Origin of the sequence: Streptomyces sp. SCSIO ZS0520 (genome assembly GCF_025643355.1) — a bacterium.
GTDB classification, from domain to species: Bacteria; Actinomycetota; Actinomycetes; order Streptomycetales; family Streptomycetaceae; genus Streptomyces; species Streptomyces physcomitrii.
Map to the genome: position 1 here is coordinate 2,959,454 of NZ_CP092644.1, position 16,693 is coordinate 2,976,146.

The following is a 16,693-nucleotide window of genomic DNA, read 5'->3' on the forward strand; positions in this document are numbered from 1 at the left end:
GACCGCCGTGATTGGCTGACCGTATGAGCGACAGCGCCCCGCGCACCGCCGCGGCCACCGACCTGCCCGCCCTGACCCTCCGGCGCGACAAGGCGGTGCGTTCCGCCGTCGCGGTCTCCCTCGCCGGGGAGGCCGCGCCCGTGGTCGGGCTCCTCGACGTGACCGGGATCCGCGAGGACGCCCGCGCCCTCACCGCCGCCTTCGCGGAGGTGACCGCGCCGGGCACCCCGGTCCTGCACGCCTTCGCGGTGAAGGCGGCCCCGCTGGTGCCGGTGCTGCGGCTGCTGCGCGCGGAGGGCATCGGCGCCGAGGTGGCGAGCCCCGGCGAACTCGCCCTCGCCCGGGCGGCCGGGATCGAGCCCGGGCGGACGGTGCTGGACTCCCCCGCCAAGACCCGCGCCGAACTGCGCGAGGCCCTGGACCTCGGCATCGCCGTCAACGCCGACAACCCGCAGGAACTCGCCCGCCTGGACGAGCTGGTGGCCGGTGCGCCGCCCCGCTCGCCGCTCGGTATCCGCGTCAACCCGCAGGTCGGCGGCGGCAGCATCGAGGCGCTGTCCACCGCGACCGCCACCTCCAAGTTCGGGGTGGCGCTGCGCGACGAGGGCGCCCGGGACTGGCTGGTGCGCGCCTTCCTCGACCGCCCCTGGCTGACCCGGCTGCACACCCACTCCGGCTCCCAGGGCATCCCGCTCGACCGGCTCGCCGCCGGGCTCGCCGCGACCGCCGCGCTCGCCGAGGAGATCAACGAGAAGGCGGGCCGCCGCCAGATCGACACCCTGGACATCGGCGGCGGGCTCCCGGTCAACTTCGCCTCCGACGAGCGCACCCCCGACTTCGCCACGTACGCCCGCCTGCTGCGCCGCGAGGTCCCGGTGCTCTTCGGCGGCGGCTACGGACTGGTCACCGAGTTCGGGCGCTCCCTGCTCGCCAAGCACGGCACCGCGCTCGCCCGCGTCGAGTACACCAAGAGCTCCGGGGGCCGCCCCATCGCGGTGACCCACGCGGGCGCCCAGATCGCGGCCCGCACGGTCTACGCCCCCGAGTCCTGGCCGCTGCGGATCGCCGCCTACGACAGCTCAGGGCGCCCCAAGTCCGGGCCCGAGGTGGCCCAGGACGTCGCCGGTCCCGCCTGCTTCGCGGGGGATTTGCTCGCCCGGGACCGGCCGCTGCCGCTGCTCGCCCCCGGGGACTTCGCCGCCGCCCTGGACACCGGGGCCTACTACTTCGCCCACCACTACGCGTACAACTCCCTTGCCCGGCCGCCCGTCTACGGCTTCACCACCACCGCGGAGCCGGCGAGCGAGGTGCGCTTCGCGCTGGTCCGCGAGGGGCAGCGGACCGAGGAGATCGTCGCCGAGTCGGGCGGCGCGCTGCGGGACGCGCTGGTGGCGGAGTGAGCGGGGCCCGGCAGACGGGCGCACGGGAGACGCGGGCCCGGCGGGCCGGAGCACGGCAGGCACGGGCCCGGTAGGCGCGGGCGGCGGTACGCGCGCGGGCGGCGGCAACCGCGGGCACGCGCGCGGCAGGCGCAGGCTCCGGGCCGCGGGCTACTCCACGAACAGCCCGCGCTCGGCCGCCCGCGCGTCGAACTCCTCCAGCCGCGCCTGCGCCTCGGGCAGCACATCGCACATGGCCTCCAGGAGGACCCGGCCGAGCAGCATCGGCGCGCAGGCCGTGTCGAAGGCGAGGCCGGTGCCGACGGCGGCGGGCAGCAGCAGGTCGGAGAGCCCGGCGACGGGCGCGAAGGCGCTGTCGGCGACGGTCACCACCGTGAGCCCGGCCGCGCGGGCCTGCCGGAGCGCGTCCACCACCTCGCGCGGATGGCGCGGCAGCGCGAAGCAGAGCAGCGCCGAGGCGCCCGCCCGCGCCGCCGCGTCGAGCCGGTCCTGGAGCATGGTGCCGCCCTCGTGCAGCAGCCGGATGTCGGGGTGCACCTTCGCCGCGAAGTACGCGAAGCCGTAGGCCTGGGCGGCGGCCGCGCGCAGCCCGAGCACCGGCAGCGGCCGGGAGGCGGCGAGCAGCCGCCCCGCCTCGGCCACCGGCGCGGGATCGGCGAGGGCCGCGGCGAGCCGGCGCAGGTTCTCGATCTCGGCGAGCACGGCCTGCTGGTACTCGTTGCCGCCCGCCTCCTCGGCCGCGCCCGCGGCGCCCTCGGAGGGGGCCATCTCCCGCAGCGCCCGGCGCAGCGCCGGATAGCCGTCGAAGCCGAGGGCGACCGCGAACCGGGTCACCGAGGGCTGGCTCACCCCGGCCAGTTCGGCCAGTTCCACGCTGGACAGGAAGGGCGCGTCGGCGGGGCTGCGCACCATGCAGTGCGCGATACGGCGCTGGGTCGGGGTCAGCCGGTGCCCCTCGAAGAGCCGCTGGAGCCGTGCGCCAGGACTGTCGTTCATCCGCTGCCTCCCCGGCCGGCGCGGACCCGCGCCCCGCCGCGGCGCCGCCCGCACGGCGCCCTATTCACGTTCCGAAAACTCTGCATGAAAGTATGCAGGGCGGCAAGGCGGGGCCCGGACCGGGGGCCCGGCACAGCATCAAGAGGGGGGCTAGCCCCACTGCCGGGCGCTCCCGTACTCCGTACCGTAAGGCGCTATGGACGCCCACGACGCCGACCTCAAGAAGGAACTCGACGCCACCCTGCACGCGCGCAGGGACCTCGGCGAGGAGTACGAGTCCGCGCTGATCGACTCCTTCCTGGAGAAGGTCGAGCAGCAGGTGACCAGCACGGTCGACCGCCAGGTCCGGCGGCAGCTCGCCCAGCAGCAGATGGTGGTGGCCCGCGGTTCACGGCCGCAGGAGCACTCCGGGGACTCCTGGGGCGAGCGCTTCGGCTTCGGCATGGTCACGATGATCCTGGCCATCCCGCTCTCCGCGATCGGCGCGGTCAACGCCGACCTGCCGGGACTCCTGGTCACCTGGGCCGGGATCGTCGGCGTGAACGCGGTGCACGCCAAGCACGGCTGGGGCCGCTTCACCCGCCGCGGCGCGGACTCCTCCCGGGAATCCCGCCGGGACTCCTCGGACTGGGAGGACTGAACCGGCGCCGGGCACCGGGCCCGCCGCGAGGACCGGTCCGGACACGGACGGGCCGGGCCGCCACGGGGGCGGCCCGGCCTTTCACCGTCTGCCCGGAGGTCATCCTCCTCCGGGGCGGCGGGTCTCTCTCCGCGGATGCCTGCCGCGCTCAGCCGTAGACCTTCGGCCGGTAGGGGTCGTACTCGTCGGAGCCGACGCCGTAGCTCAGGTTGCGGTGGTCGGTGCCGTGGCCGCCCCGCTGCTCATAGGCCTCGTAGGAGGTGTGGGCGCTGTCGTTCCACTTCACGAAGATGACGACGTGCCGGGTGGTGGAGCTGCCGTTCGCGTCGATGATCAGGTCGCCCTTCTGCAGCTGCGACATGTTGATCTTCGTGGTGTACGTGCTGGAGGCGAGGCCCACCGTGTTCGGGCCGGGCTTGCCGAGCGAGAGCGCCATGCTCACGTAGCCGGAGCAGTCGGTGCGGTAGCCGTCCCAGGTCGCGGTCTGGCTGTAGGGCACCTGCGAGCCGTTGTTGGCGGTCAGCCAGGTCTTGGCCCGGTTGATGGTGGTGTCCCGGCTGTACGCGGCGGCGGACTTCTCGCCGCTCTTGTGGTGGACCGTCTGCTGGTGCTGCGCGACGGCCGGGGCCGCGGCGGCACCGTGCGCGAGGCCGAGTGGGGCGACCAGCGCGGTGCTGAAAGCGAGCGGGAGGAGAACTCGGGCAGTGCGCTTCATGACTGTCCTCGTGGGGGTCGACGGTTGCCCCGCCCGGGACACACAGAAGTCCTGCGTACCCCCGGCGAAGCGATGGCCTTGCGGCAGCCGCTTGTCTACGCGTGTTGACCACCGTGGCGGCTTTGACGCGTACGCGTCAAGGTTGATATTCGGCCACTCCCCGGAATCCGGACCGGGCGAGGGGCGACCACCCGCGGGTGACCGCCCCTCGCCCCTCACACCGGGCAACAGCGCCCGTACGTACGGCAGTTGTCCGCTCAGCCGTACTTCTTCGGCCGGTAGGCGTCGTACTGGTCGGAGCCGACGCCGTAGCTCAGCGTCCGGTAGTCGGTGCCGTGGCCGCCGCGCTGCTCATAGGCCTTGTAGGACTTGTGCGCGCTGCTGGACCACTTGACGAAGATCACCACGTGCCGGGCGGTGGAGCCACCGGTCTTGTCGATGATCAGGTCGCCCTTCTTCAGGGACGCCATCTTGATCTTCTTGGTGTACGTGCTCGTCGCCAGGCCCACCGTGTTGGGCCCCGGCTTGCCGAGCGAGAGCGCCATGCTCACGTACCCGGAGCAGTCGGTCCGGTAGCCGCCCCAGGTCTTCGTCTGGCTGTAGGGCACCTGGTGGCCGTTGTTGGCGGTCAGCCACTTCTTGGCCCGGTTGATCGTGGTGGTCCTGCTGTACGCGGCGGCGGCCTCGGCCCCGCTCTGCGCACGCACGGTCTGCTGCCCGGCCGCGTGCTGCTCCGCCGGAGCGGCGCTGGCACCCTGCGCGAGGGCGAGCGGGGCGATCAGGGCGGTACTGAAGGCGAGCGGGAGAAGTGCTCGGGCAGTTCGCTGCATGACTGTCCTCGTGGAATCGACGGAACCCCGCCGGTCACACACACAGGAAACCTGCGCGCACCCCCGGCGAAGCATGGCCTGCGGCAGCCGCTTCTCTACGCGTGTCGATCACACTTCAACCCCGACCATGCACACGTCAAGGTCAACATCCAGCCACTTGACCAAAACCCCAAGCCCCGAAACACCACCCCCCGCACCACCTCCCGCCCCACGAGCCCCACCCACCCGCACCCACCCACACAGAAAAGCGGCCCCCGGGAAACCCCCTCCCAAGAACCGCCACCATCAATTGAGCAACCCCGACGAACCCCAGCCACCTACGCGAGAGCGGCGCCGGTTTAGGCGCAAAGAGGCACCTCAGTACGGGGGTTAAGGCGGGGACCGCCGCACCCCCAGTACTGAGGGGCGGGACGACGGCGGTCCCCGCGGGGGACGCGTGGCCGGGTCAGGGCCGGCGCTGCGCGTCCGGGCGACCAAAGAGGTCCGGGAGCCGCTCCGGAGGTCCTTGGTGCCGCGTGGTGCCGGTGGTGGAGGAGCGGGGAGCCGATCCCGCTCTTCCCTGCCGACGCCCTCTAATCTGCCTGCCCTGTGTTAAGCCGGTGCTGCGCGGACGTGACGCCCTCGTACCACTTCCGCGAAGTCGGGGAACTCCCGGCGGCCGCCGGGCGAAGCGCAGGTGGACGCGCGTCACACGGGCCGGGCCGCCGGGCGGGCTGCCCCGGGGCTCAGCGGCTCTGCTGGCCCTTGGCGAGGAAGGAGAGCAGGTCCTGGCGGCTGACGACGCCGGTGGGCTTGCCCTCGACGAGCACGATGGCGGCGTCGGCCTTGCCGAGCACGGCCATCAGGTCGGCGACCGGTTCACCGGAGCCGACCTGCGGCAGCGGCGGGGACATGTGCTTCTCCAGCGGTTCGCCGAGGGAGGCGCGCTGGGCGAAGAGCGCGTCGAGCAGCTCGCGTTCGACGACGGAGCCGACGACCTCGGCGGCCATCACATCGGGGTGCCCGGCGCCGGGCTTGACGATCGGCATCTGCGAGACGCCGTACTCGCGCAGCACCTCGATGGCCTCGCCGACGGTCTCCTCGGGGTGCATGTGGACGAGGGAGGGCATGCCCTCGGACTTGTCGCGCAGCACGTCGCCGACCCGGGCGGAGGGGCCGAGGTCCTCCAGGAAGCCGTAGTCGGCCATCCACTCGTCGTTGAAGATCTTGCTGAGGTAGCCGCGCCCGCTGTCCGGGAGCAGCACCACGACCACGTCGTCGGGCCCGAGCCGCTTGGCGACCTCCAGGGCGCCGACGACCGCCATCCCGCAGGAGCCGCCGACGAGCAGGCCCTCCTCCTTGGCGAGGCGGCGGGTCATCTGGAAGGAGTCCTTGTCGGAGACGGGCACGATCTCGTCGGCCACGGTCCGGTCGTAGGCGGTCGGCCAGAAGTCCTCGCCGACGCCCTCGACCAGGTACGGCCGCCCGGAGCCGCCGGAGTAGACGGAGCCCTCCGGGTCGGCGCCGATGACCTGCACCCGGCCCTCGCTGACCTCCTTCAGGTAGCGGCCGGTGCCGGAGATGGTGCCGCCGGTGCCGACGCCCGCCACGAAGTGGGTGATCTTGCCCTCGGTCTGCTCCCACAGCTCCGGTCCGGTGGAGTGGTAGTGGGAGAGCGGGTTGTGCGGGTTGGAGTACTGGTCGGGCTTCCAGGCGCCGGGGGTCTCGCGGACCAGGCGGTCGGAGACGTTGTAGTACGAGTCCGGGTGCTCGGGGTCGACGGCGGTCGGGCAGACGACCACCTCGGCGCCGTAGGCCCGCAGGACGTTGATCTTGTCCGTGGAGACCTTGTCCGGGCACACGAAGATGCACTTGTAGCCCTTCTGCTGGGCCACGATGGCGAGACCGACGCCGGTGTTGCCGCTGGTCGGCTCGACGATGGTGCCGCCGGGCTGGAGGGCGCCGGACTGCTCGGCCGCCTCGATCATGCGCAGGGCGATGCGGTCCTTCACGCTGCCGCCGGGGTTGAAGTACTCGACCTTGGCCAGGACGGTCGCCTGGATTCCGGCGGTGACGTTGTTGAGCCTCACCAGCGGGGTGTTGCCGACGAGGCTGATCATCGAATCGTGGAATTGCACCGTTGTCTCCGGAGCTGCGCAAGAAGAAAAGGACTGGGTGCTGTCAGCCTAAGGCGTGCCGGGCGGCCCCGGTGAGTTGTCCACAGGGCCCCGAGGGAAGTTGTCCACAGGCCCCCCGCTCCAGGCCGGATCCCTGTTGACTGTCGGCCGAAGGCTTCTCCCGCCGCGCTGGATTGACCGGCCCGTCCGGCGGGGCAAGGAGTGGAGTACGGGTCAGGAGGTGGTGTCGCGAATGTCGTCGAGGGCGCGGGTGGCACGGCGGATCGCCGCGGGGGCGGCGTACGGATCGGGCGGGATCGGGCTGCTGGGCGCGGCCGCGGTGGGACTGCTGCTCACGGAGGCGGAGCTGGCCAAGCGCCAGGTCGGCAACCACGCGGGCGAGGAGGACGAGCCGCCGCCCCGGGCGGACGGCCTCTACGGCGACGGCCTCGCCGAGCACGGCACCCCGGGCGGATTACTGCGGTTCGCGATGCTGGGCGACTCGACCGCGGCGGGGCAGGGGGTGCGGCTGGCCCGGGAGACGCCGGCCGCGCTGCTCGCCTCCGGGCTCGCGGCGGTCGCCGAGCGCCCGGTGCAGCTGCGCAATGTGGCGCTGCCGGGCGCCCGCTCCGACGACCTCGGCCGCCAGGTCTCGCTGCTGCTCGCGGACCGGGCCCGGCCTCCGCACGTCTGCGTGATCATGATCGGCGCCAATGACGTCACCAACCGGATGCCCTTCACCGAGTCGGTGCGCTCCCTGTCGGCGGCCGTGCGCAGGCTGCGCACCGCGGGCGCCGAGGTGGTGGTCGGCACCTGCCCCGACCTCGGCACCATCGAGCACGTCTACCAGCCGCTGAGCTGGCTGGCCCGGCGCGCCTCGCGGCAGCTGGCGGCGGCGCAGACCATCGCCACCGTGGAGCAGGGCGGCCGTACGGTCTCGCTCGGCGATCTGCTCGGCCCCGAGTTCGCCGCCAACCGCGAGCTGTTCGGCCCGGACAAGTACCACCCCTCCGCCGAGGGGTATGTGACCGCGGCGATGGCCGTGCTGCCCACGCTCTGCGCGAGCCTGGGCCTGTGGCCGGAGGCCGAGCGCCCCGAGACCTCCCGGCGGGAGGGCTTCCTGCCGGTGGCCCGGGCCGCCGCCGAGGCCGCGGCCGAGAGCGGCACCGAGGTCACCCCGGCCACCGCGACCGGGCCCCGGGGCCCCTGGGCGCTGCTCAAGCGCCGCCGCCGGCGCCGGATCACCTCCCCCGGCCCGGCCCCGCAGGAGGACCAGGAGGCACGCCCCGGCGGCGAGAGCGCCTGGCGGGCCTGGCGGGGGCGCTTCACCGAGCGGGACTCCGCGCAGGGCTCGGCGGACTCCCCGCCGGACCCCGCCGACTCCGCGCCGGACTCCGAGCGCGCGGAAGGAGGCACCACGGGCTGACCACCGGGGCGGCGCCCTGCCCGCGTGCTGCCCCGTGCCCGGCCCGCGCCCTGCTCTCCGCGGCCCCGCCACCCGCGGCCAAGCGGCGCCGCCCCCGCTCGTACACACGGCGGCGCCACTCGCACCCGCGCCGCCGCCACCCCGTGCGCGTGCGCCCCGCCACCCCTCGTACGGCCATGGCACCCGCTCGTACGGCCATGGCACCCGCCCCGGACGCGTGGCACCCTGGCAGTGAGCAAGCGCTTAGAAAAATGCGGCAGGTGTCACACGCGGGCGAGGGTGACCCACCCCCTACGCAGAGGTAACTTCGCCTGGAGTCCCAGTACCGCCGGTACCGCACCTGCCCGCTCTCCGAACTGGAGCCGTGATGCCCGAAGCCGTGATCGTCTCAGCCGCCCGCTCCCCGATCGGCCGCGCCTTCAAGGGATCCCTGAAGGGCGTACGGGCCGACGACCTGACCGCCACCATCATCAAGACCGCCCTGGACAAGATCCCCGCGCTCGACCCCAGGGACATCGACGACCTGATGCTCGGCTGCGGTCTGCCGGGCGGCGAGCAGGGCCACAACCTCGCCCGCATCGTGGCCGTGCAGCTGGGCATGGACCACCTGCCGGGCTGCACCATCACCCGCTACTGCTCCTCCTCGCTGCAGACCAGCCGGATGGCGCTGCACGCGATCAAGGCGGGCGAGGGCGACGTCTTCCTCTCGGCCGGTGTCGAGATGGTCTCCCGCTTCGTCAACGGCTCCTCCGACGATCTGCCCGGCACCCACAACCCCCTCTTCGCCGAGGCCGAGGCCCGTACCGCGAAGAAGGCCGAGGAGGGCGCCGACGAGTGGCACGACCCGCGCGAGGACGGCCTGGTGCCGGACGCCTACATCGCGATGGGCCAGACCATGGAGAACCTGGCCCGCCACAAGGGGATCACCCGCGAGGCGATGGACGAGTTCGGGGTGCGCTCGCAGAACCTCGCCGAGGAGGCCATCGCCAAGGGCTTCTGGGAGCGCGAGATCACCCCGGTGACCACCCCGGACGGCACCGTGGTCAGCAAGGACGACGGCCCCCGCCCCGGCGTCACCCTGGAGGCGGTCGCCGCGCTGAAGCCCTCCTTCCGCCCCGACGGCCGGGTCACCCCGGGCAACGCCTGTCCGCTCAACGACGGCGCCGCCGCCCTGGTAATCATGAGCGACACCAAGGCCCGCGAGCTGGGCCTGACCCCGCTCGCCCGCATCGTCTCCACCGGCGTCACCGGCCTCTCCCCCGAGATCATGGGCCTCGGCCCGGTCGAGGCGAGCCGCCAGGCGCTGCGGCGCGCGGGCCTGACCACCGACGACATCGACCTGGTCGAGATCAACGAGGCCTTCGCGGGCCAGGTCATCCCCTCCTACCAGGAGCTGGGCTTCGACCTGGACAAGGTGAACGTCAACGGCGGCTCGATCGCGGTCGGCCACCCCTTCGGCATGACCGGCGCCCGGATCACCGGCACCCTGATCAACAGCCTGCAGTTCCACGACAAGCAGTTCGGTCTGGAGACCATGTGCGTGGGCGGCGGTCAGGGCATGGCCATGGTCATCGAGCGGCTGAGCTGATAGACAGCAGGCACTGATCCGACGGGACCCCGGCCGGAGCGCGCGTCGCGGGCGCTTGGGACGGGGTCCCGGCAGGCCGCCCGGCCGTGACCCAATCTCCCCCAGGATGTGACCTGCGTCCCGGGGTGGCCGGTTTTCGCAGGCCACGGCCGGTACGGGGGACCGGTCAGGGTCTTATGGCCCGCCAAGTCGGTGACGTAATGCACTGACAGTGGGTCGTCCCCGGCTTCAAGCTGAGGTAAGAAGTCGGGGGTCGACTGAACCGGGAGTCTATTCAGTGAGCGCCATCCCCATAGCTCTGCTGCTCGCCACGGCCGCCGCCACGGCCGTCGGCACCGCCGCGCTGCACACCGTACGAGGACTGCGCGGCCAGCTCACCTCGCTGCGCGCGGAACTGGCCGAGAGCACCGCCCTGCGGGCCGAGGCCTCGATTCCGGCGGCCCGTACCGCCGCGGACACCGAGCAGATACGTACCGCCGTCGCGGAGGCGCTGGCCGAGGAGCGCGAGCGCGAACTCGCCGAGGCACGCGCCTTCTGGGCCGCCCAGGAGGCGCGGGACGCCTCCGACTCGCCCTCGCTGCTCGGCCTGCCCGCCGACGACCTCTTCCTGCCGCGGCAGGCGGACTTCATCGGCCTGGAGCATCTCGCCGAGGCCACGGTGGAGTTCGAGGAGAACCAGCTGGGCCACTCCGCGGGGCCGCACGAGGCCTCCGGTGACTCGCCGGAGCTGGCCGCCGCCCGGCGCCGCCACCCCTCCCACCCGGACTTCGTGCCGGACCGGTCGCCGGTGACCGGGGACCACGAGCGCACGGTGGCCGCCCTGGAGGAACTCGCCGAGTCCGGCACCGAGCTGGCGGACGTCCGGCCCGGACCGCTCGGCACCCTCGACGTCTACGTCTTCGCGGACGGGACCACGCTCTGCATGACCCCCGGCCACCGGGAGACCGCGCAGCAGCTGGCCGCCGCCCTGGTCAACGGCGAGGCGCCGGTACTGCTCGGCGGTTCCGGGGTCTCGGGCGCCTACTCGCTGACCTTCGCCTGCGGCGAGGACAATGTCTACGTCCTCGCGGACCGGGTGATCGCCTCCGCCTGACCGGCACCGCACACACCGCACCACGCGCACACCACACCGCGCACACGCACCGCGCCTGGGCACCGCCTCACACGCACCGCGCCCGCGCACCGCACGCACGAGGGACCCGTCACCGTCGACCGGTCCGCCTCCCGCGGGTCCGGGGCTCCGCCCCACCACCCGCCGCCACGTCCGCGCCGGGGCCCCACGCCCCGGCGCGTCTGTGTGCCCGGGAGCCCGGGCACCGCCGCACAGGCGCCCGGCACAGCCGCCCGGCGCACCCGCGAGAACACACCGGCAGGGACCCGCACCCACGAGCCCACATCGGCGAGCCCACAGCGCCGAGTTCACCTCGGCGGGCTCGCACTCTCAGGCCGCTCCCGGGCTCAGACCCCCGCCCGCTTGTGCGCCTCCTCCACCAGGGCGACGGACTCGTCGAGCGCCTCCGCGGCGGTCAGTACGAGCGCCAGGTCCCGTCCCGCGACGGTGAGCTGGTCGGCCACCGCGAACATCCCGGCCTCCGGCATCTCCCGGGGCGTACGCTCCGGCTCCTCGATCAGCTGGGCGCGGCGGGCGAGTTCACGGGCGAGCGCCAGGGCCTCGGCGGCGGCGCCCCGTTGCAGCCTGCTCTGCGGGGCGGCCCGCAGCCGGTCGGCGAAGCGCAGGACGGCGTCCATGAGGGGGGTCGTATCGAGCACCCGGTGACCCTATAGCGCGCCGCGATCCGATGCGCCCGTACGGGACTGTTGCCAACTCCCGGACGCTCAGGCACGGTGACGTGAAGGACGGACCACATCGAACGCGTCCGGAGGCGCCGATGTCTCAACTCTTCTCGCAGGAGACCCACCGCAATCTGCTCGCCAGGATTCCCGCGTGCACCGGCCGCGAGATCTCCGACTGGCTGCGAACCGTCGAGGAAGGCCCTTCCCTCTTCCGCTTCGAGGAGAAGGTCAGCTGGCTCCGCTCCGAGCACGACCTCGCGTACGGGCACGCCAAGGCGATCATCCACGAGTACGACCTGCGCCGGGCCGCCCGCAAGCTGGGCTAGCCGCACCGCCGACACCCTCACCCGCTCTCTTCCAGGACCGCCACCACCCCTATCCGCCCCGGACGACGCCGAAGGGCCCGCGGCCGAAGCCGCGGGCCCTTCGCTGTGCCGGTCCACGGTCCCGGCGGGCGGGACCGTCACCGGATCGGTGGGCGCTAGTCGTTCCCCTGCAGGATGGCGATGATGCGCAGGAACTCCATGTAGATCCAGACCAGGGTCATGGTGAGGCCGAAGGCCGCGAGCCAGGACTCCTCGCGCGGGGCGCCGTAGGCGATGCCGTCCTCGACCTGCTTGAAGTCCATGGCGAGGAAGGCCGCGCCGAGCAGGATGCCGATGACGCCGAAGACCACGCCGAGCGGGCCGCTGCGGAAGCCGAGGCCGTCACCGCCGCCGAAGACCATGAAGAGCAGGTTCACGGCCATCAGGATCAGGAAGCCGACCGCGGCCGCCATCACGAATCCGTAGAAGCGGCGGTTCACCCGGATCCAGCCGGCCTTGTAGGCGAGCAGGACCGCGCCGAAGACGCTGATCGTGCCGATCACGGCCTGCATGGCCGCGCCGTCGGCGATGCGGTTGTCGACCACGCTGGAGACCACGCCGAGGAAGACGCCCTCCAGGGCGGCGTAGGCGAGGATCAGCGGCGGCGAGGCCTTGCGCTTGAAGGCCTGCACCAGGCCGAGCACCATCGCGACGAGACCGGCGCCGATGGCGATGCCGTAGGACTTGCTGATGTTGGCGTCGTCGACCGGCAGCAGCGCCCAGGCGAGCGCGGCCGTGACGACCAGCAGGCCCAGCGTGCTCGCCGTGCGCATGATGACGTCGTCCATCGTCATACGGGTGGCGGCCGGCGCCTGCGGGGCGCCGTACTGCTGGTCCTGGGGGGCGTACGGGTTCTGGGCGTACGGGTTCGCGGGGGCCTGCTGCTGACCCGCGTACGGGTTGCCCTGCGTCGCGACGGCGGGTCCCCCGGCCTGGGGCGCGGCGTTGAAGCCCGCGTAGCCGTTGTCGCGGCTGAAGCCCCGTCGCGAGAAGACCGGGTTGCTGCTCCTCATGTCACTCCTCCATCGGCCGCACTGCACGGCCTTGGCTCAAGAGTAATGCGTAGGCAAAAGACTGACAGTACTGCCTGGGGAGGATCTTTCGCCTCCGCCTGTGACTCGCAACACGGTACGCGAGGGGGAGATTCCACGTCGGCGGGCGGTCGGCCCGTGCGCCGGGCGGCCCGGGCCGGTGCGGTCCGGCCGGGATCCGTACGGACTCCGGCGCCGCACGACGGACCGGGCGGGCCCGCGGCCTTCGGGGGCACCGTCCGCGCACCGGTACGATCTTCTTCCGGCTTCTTCCGGGTGCGGTGGAGCACCGGGGAACGTGGGCGCGGAGGTGCCCGGAACCGGACTTGAACCGGTACGCCCCCGAGGGGCAGCGAGGTTTAAGCTCGCCGTGTCTGCATTCCACCATCCGGGCAGGCCATGGCTCCGCATCGAGCGGTTCGAGACTATCGGGACGGGCCCCGGCGACGATCGGCACCCGGGGCCGATACTGTCTTATTTTATGGGCGTCTGAGGGCGCGTCAGATCTCTCCACCGGGTGTTCGGGCCCGCCAGCGCAGGCCTCGGCGCCGCGGAGGCGCTGCCAGGGATTGACGGAATATCGCCGCCCCCGAGAGCCTCCCCGGCCCCTGACCACCCGGCAACAGGCCCCGCCAGGCCGGAAGATGACCCTCCGTAAATGCAGACTACAACTCAACTTCCCTCCGCATAAGGGTAGTTGAAGACAGATAGCGGCGGTTGCCGGACGGCGGCCCCGGGTCCGCGCCGGGGCCGCCGGGGGCTCACCGCCAGTCGCGGGTCCGCAGCGGCAGGCCGGAGCCGCCCCCGTCCGCGGCGCGCACCGCGAGCACCTGGTTCACCCCGAGCTGCCCGGACTCGAAGGCGAGCGCCGAGGCGGCCATGTACAGGCGCCAGACGCGGGCCCGGCCCGGGGTGGTGAGGGCGCCGGCCCGGCGCCACTCCCGCTCCAGGTTGGCGACCCAGCCGCGCAGCGTCAGCGCGTAGTGCTCGCGCAGGCCCTCCAGGTCGCGCACCTCGAAACCGGCCTCCTCCAGGAGCCCCGCGGTGGTGCCGACCGGGGCGAGTTCGCCGCCGGGGAAGACATAGGCGTCGATGAAGGCGTCGACCTCGTACGCGCCCTCGTCGCGCTGCGGGGGCCGGGCGATCTGGTGGTTGAGCAGCCGCCCGCCGGGGGCCAGGAGGCCGTGCAGGGTGCGCGCGTACTCCAGGTAGCGGGCGGCGCCGACGTGCTCGGCCATGCCGATGGAGGAGACGGCGTCGAAGGGGCCGTCGGCGACGTCGCGGTAGTCCTGGACGCGGATCTCGACCCGGTCGGTCAGGCCCGCGTCGGCCACCCGCTTGCGGGCGAAGGCGGCCTGCTCGGCGGAGAGGGTGACCCCGACGACCCGCACCCCGTGCTCCCGGGCGGCGTGGATCGCCATCGACCCCCAGCCGCAGCCGACGTCGAGCAGCCGCATCCCGGGCCGCAGCCCGAGCTTGCGGCAGACCAGCTCCAGCTTGTCGCGCTGGGCGGCTTCGAGGGTGTCCTCCGGGCCGCCCCAGTAGGCGCAGGAGTAGACCATGGAGGGCCCGAGGACGAGCGCGTAGAAGTCGTTGCCGACGTCGTAGTGGTGGCCGATGGCCTGCCGGTCGCTGCGTCTGGTGTGCCGGTGCAGCAGGCCGGGGCGGCGGCGCTCCTCGGCCGGCGGGGCGGGCGGCAGCAGCGGGCGGGCCAGGGCCACGAGCCGGCGCACGGCGGCGCGCACGCCCGGCTCGCGCAGCGCCGCACCGAGGCCGCGGGCGTCCTCCCCGCGCTCCCAGATGAGCCCGGAGAGCAGCGCGAGGGCGGCGTAGAGGTCGCCCTCGACATCGAGGTCGCCCGCCACCCAGGCGCGGGCGAGGCCGAGTTCGCCTGGCTTGAAGAGCAGCCGGCGCAGCGCGCGGCGGTTGCGGACGACGAGCACCGGGCCGCCGGGCGGGCCCGCCTCGCTGCCGTCCCAGGCGCGCAGCCGCAGCGGCAGCCCGGTCCCCAACAGTTCCTCGGCAACCGACTGCAGCTGCCGTGCCGCGTCCCGCATCACGCACACCTCCGTGGCTTCAGCCCGAGCAAAGCGCCCGATACCACGTAAACACCAACCGGGGCCGCGCACAGTCCCGTTGCCGGGTCATGCCTGGGCAAAGAAGTTGCCTGGGGCACGTAAGTGGGCTCCGGGCCCGCCCCACCGGGGCATGAGCGCCCCACCGGCCCCATACGCCCCGCACCAGCCCCATGCGCCCCGCGCGCGAGCGGGCGCCCAGACACACGCACGCGCGGGCGCCCGGACCTGCGTACGCGCGGGCGCCCGGGAACGCCGAAGGGGCGCTCGCACCACGGATGGCGAGCGCCCCTTCAGGGCCGTACGGGACGGGGGGTCAGGAGGCCTTGGCCCGCTCCCCCGCGGGGGCGACGGGCTGGGCCGCCGCCGGTGCCGGGGCGGGCTTGGCCGCCTCGTAGAACTCCTCGCGCGGGGTCTCGATCGCGCCGAGCGAGACGACCTCGCGCTTGAGGAAGACCGCGAGGGTCCAGTCGGCGAAGACGCGGATCTTGCGGTTCCAGGTCGGCATCGCCAGACCGTGGTAGCCGCGGTGCATGTACCAGGCGAGGCGGCCCTTGACCTTGATCTTCAGCTTGCCGAGGACGATCATCGCGACGCCCTTGTGCAGGCCGAGGCCCGCCACCGCGCCCTTGTTGGCGTGGCTGTACTCCTTCTGCGGGAAGCCCCGCATACCGGAGATGACGTTGTCGCCGAGGACCTTGGACTGGCGCAGCGCGTGCTGGGCGTTGGGCGGGCACCAGGCGTTCTCGTTGCCCGCCTTGCGCGCGGCCACATCGGGGATCTGCGCGTTGTCGCCCGCGGCCCAGATGTAGTCGGTGCCCTGCACCTGGAGGGTGGGCCGGGTGTCGACGTGGCCGCGGGGGCCGAGCGGCAGGCCGTAGCGGGCGAGCGCCGGGTTCGGCTTCACACCGGCGGTCCACACGATGGTGTTGGAGTCGACCTCCAGGCCGTTGCCGAGCACCACGTGCCCGTCCACGCAGGAGTCCATGCCGGTCTTGAGGTAGACCTCGACGCCGCGGCTCTCCAGGTGCTCCTTGCCGTACTGGCCGAGCTTGGGGCCGACCTCGGGGAGGATCTTGTCGGCGACGTCGACGAGGACGAAGCGCATGTCCTCGCGCTTGACGTTGGTGTAGTACTTGGCCGCGTCGCGCGCCATGTCCTCCACCTCGCCGACCGTCTCCGCGCCCGCGAAGCCGCCACCGATGAAGACGAAGGTGAGCGCCTTGCGGCGGACCTCCTCGTCGGTCGTGGAGTCGGCCTTGTCGAGCTGCTCGAGGACGTGGTTGCGCAGGCCGATGGCCTCCTCGATGCCCTTCATGCCGATGCCCTGCTCGGCGAGGCCGGGGATCGGGAAGGTGCGGGAGACCGCGCCGAGCGCGATCACCAGGTAGTCGAAGGGCAGCTCGTACGCCTCGCCGACCAGCGGGGCGATCGTGGCGACCTTGCGGTCCTGGTCGATGGTGGTGACCCGCCCGGTGAGGACCTCGGCCTTCGGCAGCACGCGTCGCAGCGGAACGACGACGTGCCGGGGCGAGATGCTGCCGGCGGCCGTTTCGGGGAGGAAGGGCTGGTAGGTCATGTACGAGCGCGGGTCGACAACGGTGACGGTCGCCTCGCCGTAACGCATCTTCTTGAGGATGCGGCGAGCCGCGTACAAGCCGACGTATCCGCCGCCTACTACGAGGATCCTGGGACGCTCCGTGGTGCTCATGCCATCGAGTATCCACCCGCCTGGAG

Annotated in this window: 14 protein-coding genes and 1 tRNA gene; 6 read left to right on the top strand and 9 right to left on the bottom strand. The window is 72.9% G+C overall.

Annotated elements, in window-relative coordinates; genetic code table 11:
• Positions 1–23 precede the first annotated feature (23 nt).
• A complete protein-coding gene (locus tag MID12_RS11095) occupies positions 24–1,400 on the top strand; it encodes a diaminopimelate decarboxylase (protein ID WP_263166561.1) in 1,377 nt (458 codons plus the stop codon).
• Between the two features lie 150 nt (positions 1,401–1,550).
• Here the strand turns inward: MID12_RS11095 and MID12_RS11100 are convergent, their stop codons facing one another.
• Positions 1,551–2,396: a MurR/RpiR family transcriptional regulator gene (locus MID12_RS11100; protein ID WP_040249484.1), complete on the bottom strand. Its 846-nt coding sequence runs from the start codon at positions 2,394–2,396 to the stop codon at positions 1,551–1,553.
• 196 nt (positions 2,397–2,592) lie between these two features.
• Here MID12_RS11100 and MID12_RS11105 point away from each other — a divergent pair, with 196 nt between their 5' ends.
• On the top strand, positions 2,593–3,036 hold the full coding sequence (locus MID12_RS11105; protein ID WP_263166564.1) for a hypothetical protein: 444 nt from the start codon (positions 2,593–2,595) through the stop codon (positions 3,034–3,036).
• 148 nt (positions 3,037–3,184) lie between these two features.
• Here MID12_RS11105 and MID12_RS11110 read toward each other — a convergent pair whose 3' ends face one another.
• The 3 genes from MID12_RS11110 to MID12_RS11120 form a co-directional block, all read right to left on the bottom strand.
• Complete coding sequence (locus tag MID12_RS11110) at positions 3,185–3,751, bottom strand: NlpC/P60 family protein (RefSeq protein WP_040249488.1); 567 nt, start codon at positions 3,749–3,751, stop codon at positions 3,185–3,187.
• Positions 3,752–4,008: 257 nt separating this feature from the next.
• Complete coding sequence (locus MID12_RS11115; protein WP_040249491.1) at positions 4,009–4,581, bottom strand: NlpC/P60 family protein; 573 nt, start codon at positions 4,579–4,581, stop codon at positions 4,009–4,011.
• 725 nt (positions 4,582–5,306) lie between these two features.
• Positions 5,307–6,698, bottom strand: a complete 1,392-nt coding sequence (locus MID12_RS11120) for a cystathionine beta-synthase (RefSeq protein ID WP_040249493.1) — start codon at positions 6,696–6,698, stop codon at positions 5,307–5,309.
• A gap of 232 nt (positions 6,699–6,930) precedes the next feature.
• On the opposite strand from MID12_RS11120, the gene MID12_RS11125 reads away from it, so the two are divergent.
• The 3 genes from MID12_RS11125 (at position 6,931) to MID12_RS11135 (ending at position 10,784) form a co-directional block, all read left to right on the top strand.
• Entirely contained in the window at positions 6,931–8,103 is a 1,173-nt protein-coding gene (locus MID12_RS11125) for an SGNH/GDSL hydrolase family protein (protein ID WP_263166570.1), read from the top strand.
• Positions 8,104–8,470: 367 nt separating this feature from the next.
• Complete coding sequence (locus tag MID12_RS11130; RefSeq protein WP_040249496.1) at positions 8,471–9,691, top strand: acetyl-CoA C-acetyltransferase; 1,221 nt, start codon at positions 8,471–8,473, stop codon at positions 9,689–9,691.
• A 277-nt stretch (positions 9,692–9,968) separates the two neighbouring features.
• Positions 9,969–10,784 carry a hypothetical protein gene (locus tag MID12_RS11135; protein ID WP_040249497.1) on the top strand — a complete coding sequence of 272 codons (816 nt, stop codon included), beginning with the start codon at positions 9,969–9,971 and terminating at the stop codon, positions 10,782–10,784.
• Positions 10,785–11,149: 365 nt separating this feature from the next.
• Here the strand turns inward: MID12_RS11135 and MID12_RS11140 are convergent, their stop codons facing one another.
• The gene (locus tag MID12_RS11140) at positions 11,150–11,461 is read right to left on the bottom strand and encodes a hypothetical protein (protein ID WP_163011109.1); all 312 of its coding nucleotides are present in this window, start codon (positions 11,459–11,461) and stop codon (positions 11,150–11,152) included.
• A gap of 119 nt (positions 11,462–11,580) precedes the next feature.
• Between MID12_RS11140 and MID12_RS11145 the strand changes: the two genes are divergently transcribed.
• Positions 11,581–11,811: a DUF4287 domain-containing protein gene (locus MID12_RS11145; RefSeq protein ID WP_040249503.1), complete on the top strand. Its 231-nt coding sequence runs from the start codon at positions 11,581–11,583 to the stop codon at positions 11,809–11,811.
• A gap of 155 nt (positions 11,812–11,966) precedes the next feature.
• On the opposite strand, the gene MID12_RS11150 is transcribed toward MID12_RS11145, so the two are convergent.
• The 4 genes from MID12_RS11150 to MID12_RS11165 all read right to left on the bottom strand — a co-directional run bounded on the left by MID12_RS11150 (position 11,967) and on the right by MID12_RS11165 (position 16,667).
• Complete coding sequence (locus MID12_RS11150) at positions 11,967–12,863, bottom strand: Bax inhibitor-1/YccA family membrane protein (RefSeq protein WP_040249506.1); 897 nt, start codon at positions 12,861–12,863, stop codon at positions 11,967–11,969.
• Positions 12,864–13,192: 329 nt separating this feature from the next.
• A tRNA-Leu gene (locus tag MID12_RS11155) sits at positions 13,193–13,275 on the bottom strand.
• 367 nt (positions 13,276–13,642) lie between these two features.
• Complete coding sequence (locus MID12_RS11160; protein ID WP_263166576.1) at positions 13,643–14,938, bottom strand: SAM-dependent methyltransferase; 1,296 nt, start codon at positions 14,936–14,938, stop codon at positions 13,643–13,645.
• Between the two features lie 334 nt (positions 14,939–15,272).
• Positions 15,273–16,667: an NAD(P)/FAD-dependent oxidoreductase gene (locus tag MID12_RS11165; protein WP_040249511.1), complete on the bottom strand. Its 1,395-nt coding sequence runs from the start codon at positions 16,665–16,667 to the stop codon at positions 15,273–15,275.
• Positions 16,668–16,693: the final 26 nt, after the last annotated feature.

Coding starts and splice junctions, on each gene's coding strand:
- MID12_RS11095 (WP_263166561.1), top strand. CDS start 24: ATGAGCGACAGCGCCCCGCGCACCGCCGCGGCCACCGACCTGCCCGCC.
- MID12_RS11165 (WP_040249511.1), bottom strand. CDS start 16,667: ATGAGCACCACGGAGCGTCCCAGGATCCTCGTAGTAGGCGGCGGATAC.
- MID12_RS11130 (WP_040249496.1), top strand. CDS start 8,471: ATGCCCGAAGCCGTGATCGTCTCAGCCGCCCGCTCCCCGATCGGCCGC.
- MID12_RS11160 (WP_263166576.1), bottom strand. CDS start 14,938: ATGCGGGACGCGGCACGGCAGCTGCAGTCGGTTGCCGAGGAACTGTTG.
- MID12_RS11100 (WP_040249484.1), bottom strand. CDS start 2,396: ATGAACGACAGTCCTGGCGCACGGCTCCAGCGGCTCTTCGAGGGGCAC.
- MID12_RS11150 (WP_040249506.1), bottom strand. CDS start 12,863: ATGAGGAGCAGCAACCCGGTCTTCTCGCGACGGGGCTTCAGCCGCGAC.
- MID12_RS11115 (WP_040249491.1), bottom strand. CDS start 4,581: ATGCAGCGAACTGCCCGAGCACTTCTCCCGCTCGCCTTCAGTACCGCC.
- MID12_RS11125 (WP_263166570.1), top strand. CDS start 6,931: ATGTCGTCGAGGGCGCGGGTGGCACGGCGGATCGCCGCGGGGGCGGCG.
- MID12_RS11145 (WP_040249503.1), top strand. CDS start 11,581: ATGTCTCAACTCTTCTCGCAGGAGACCCACCGCAATCTGCTCGCCAGG.
- MID12_RS11105 (WP_263166564.1), top strand. CDS start 2,593: ATGGACGCCCACGACGCCGACCTCAAGAAGGAACTCGACGCCACCCTG.
- MID12_RS11110 (WP_040249488.1), bottom strand. CDS start 3,751: ATGAAGCGCACTGCCCGAGTTCTCCTCCCGCTCGCTTTCAGCACCGCG.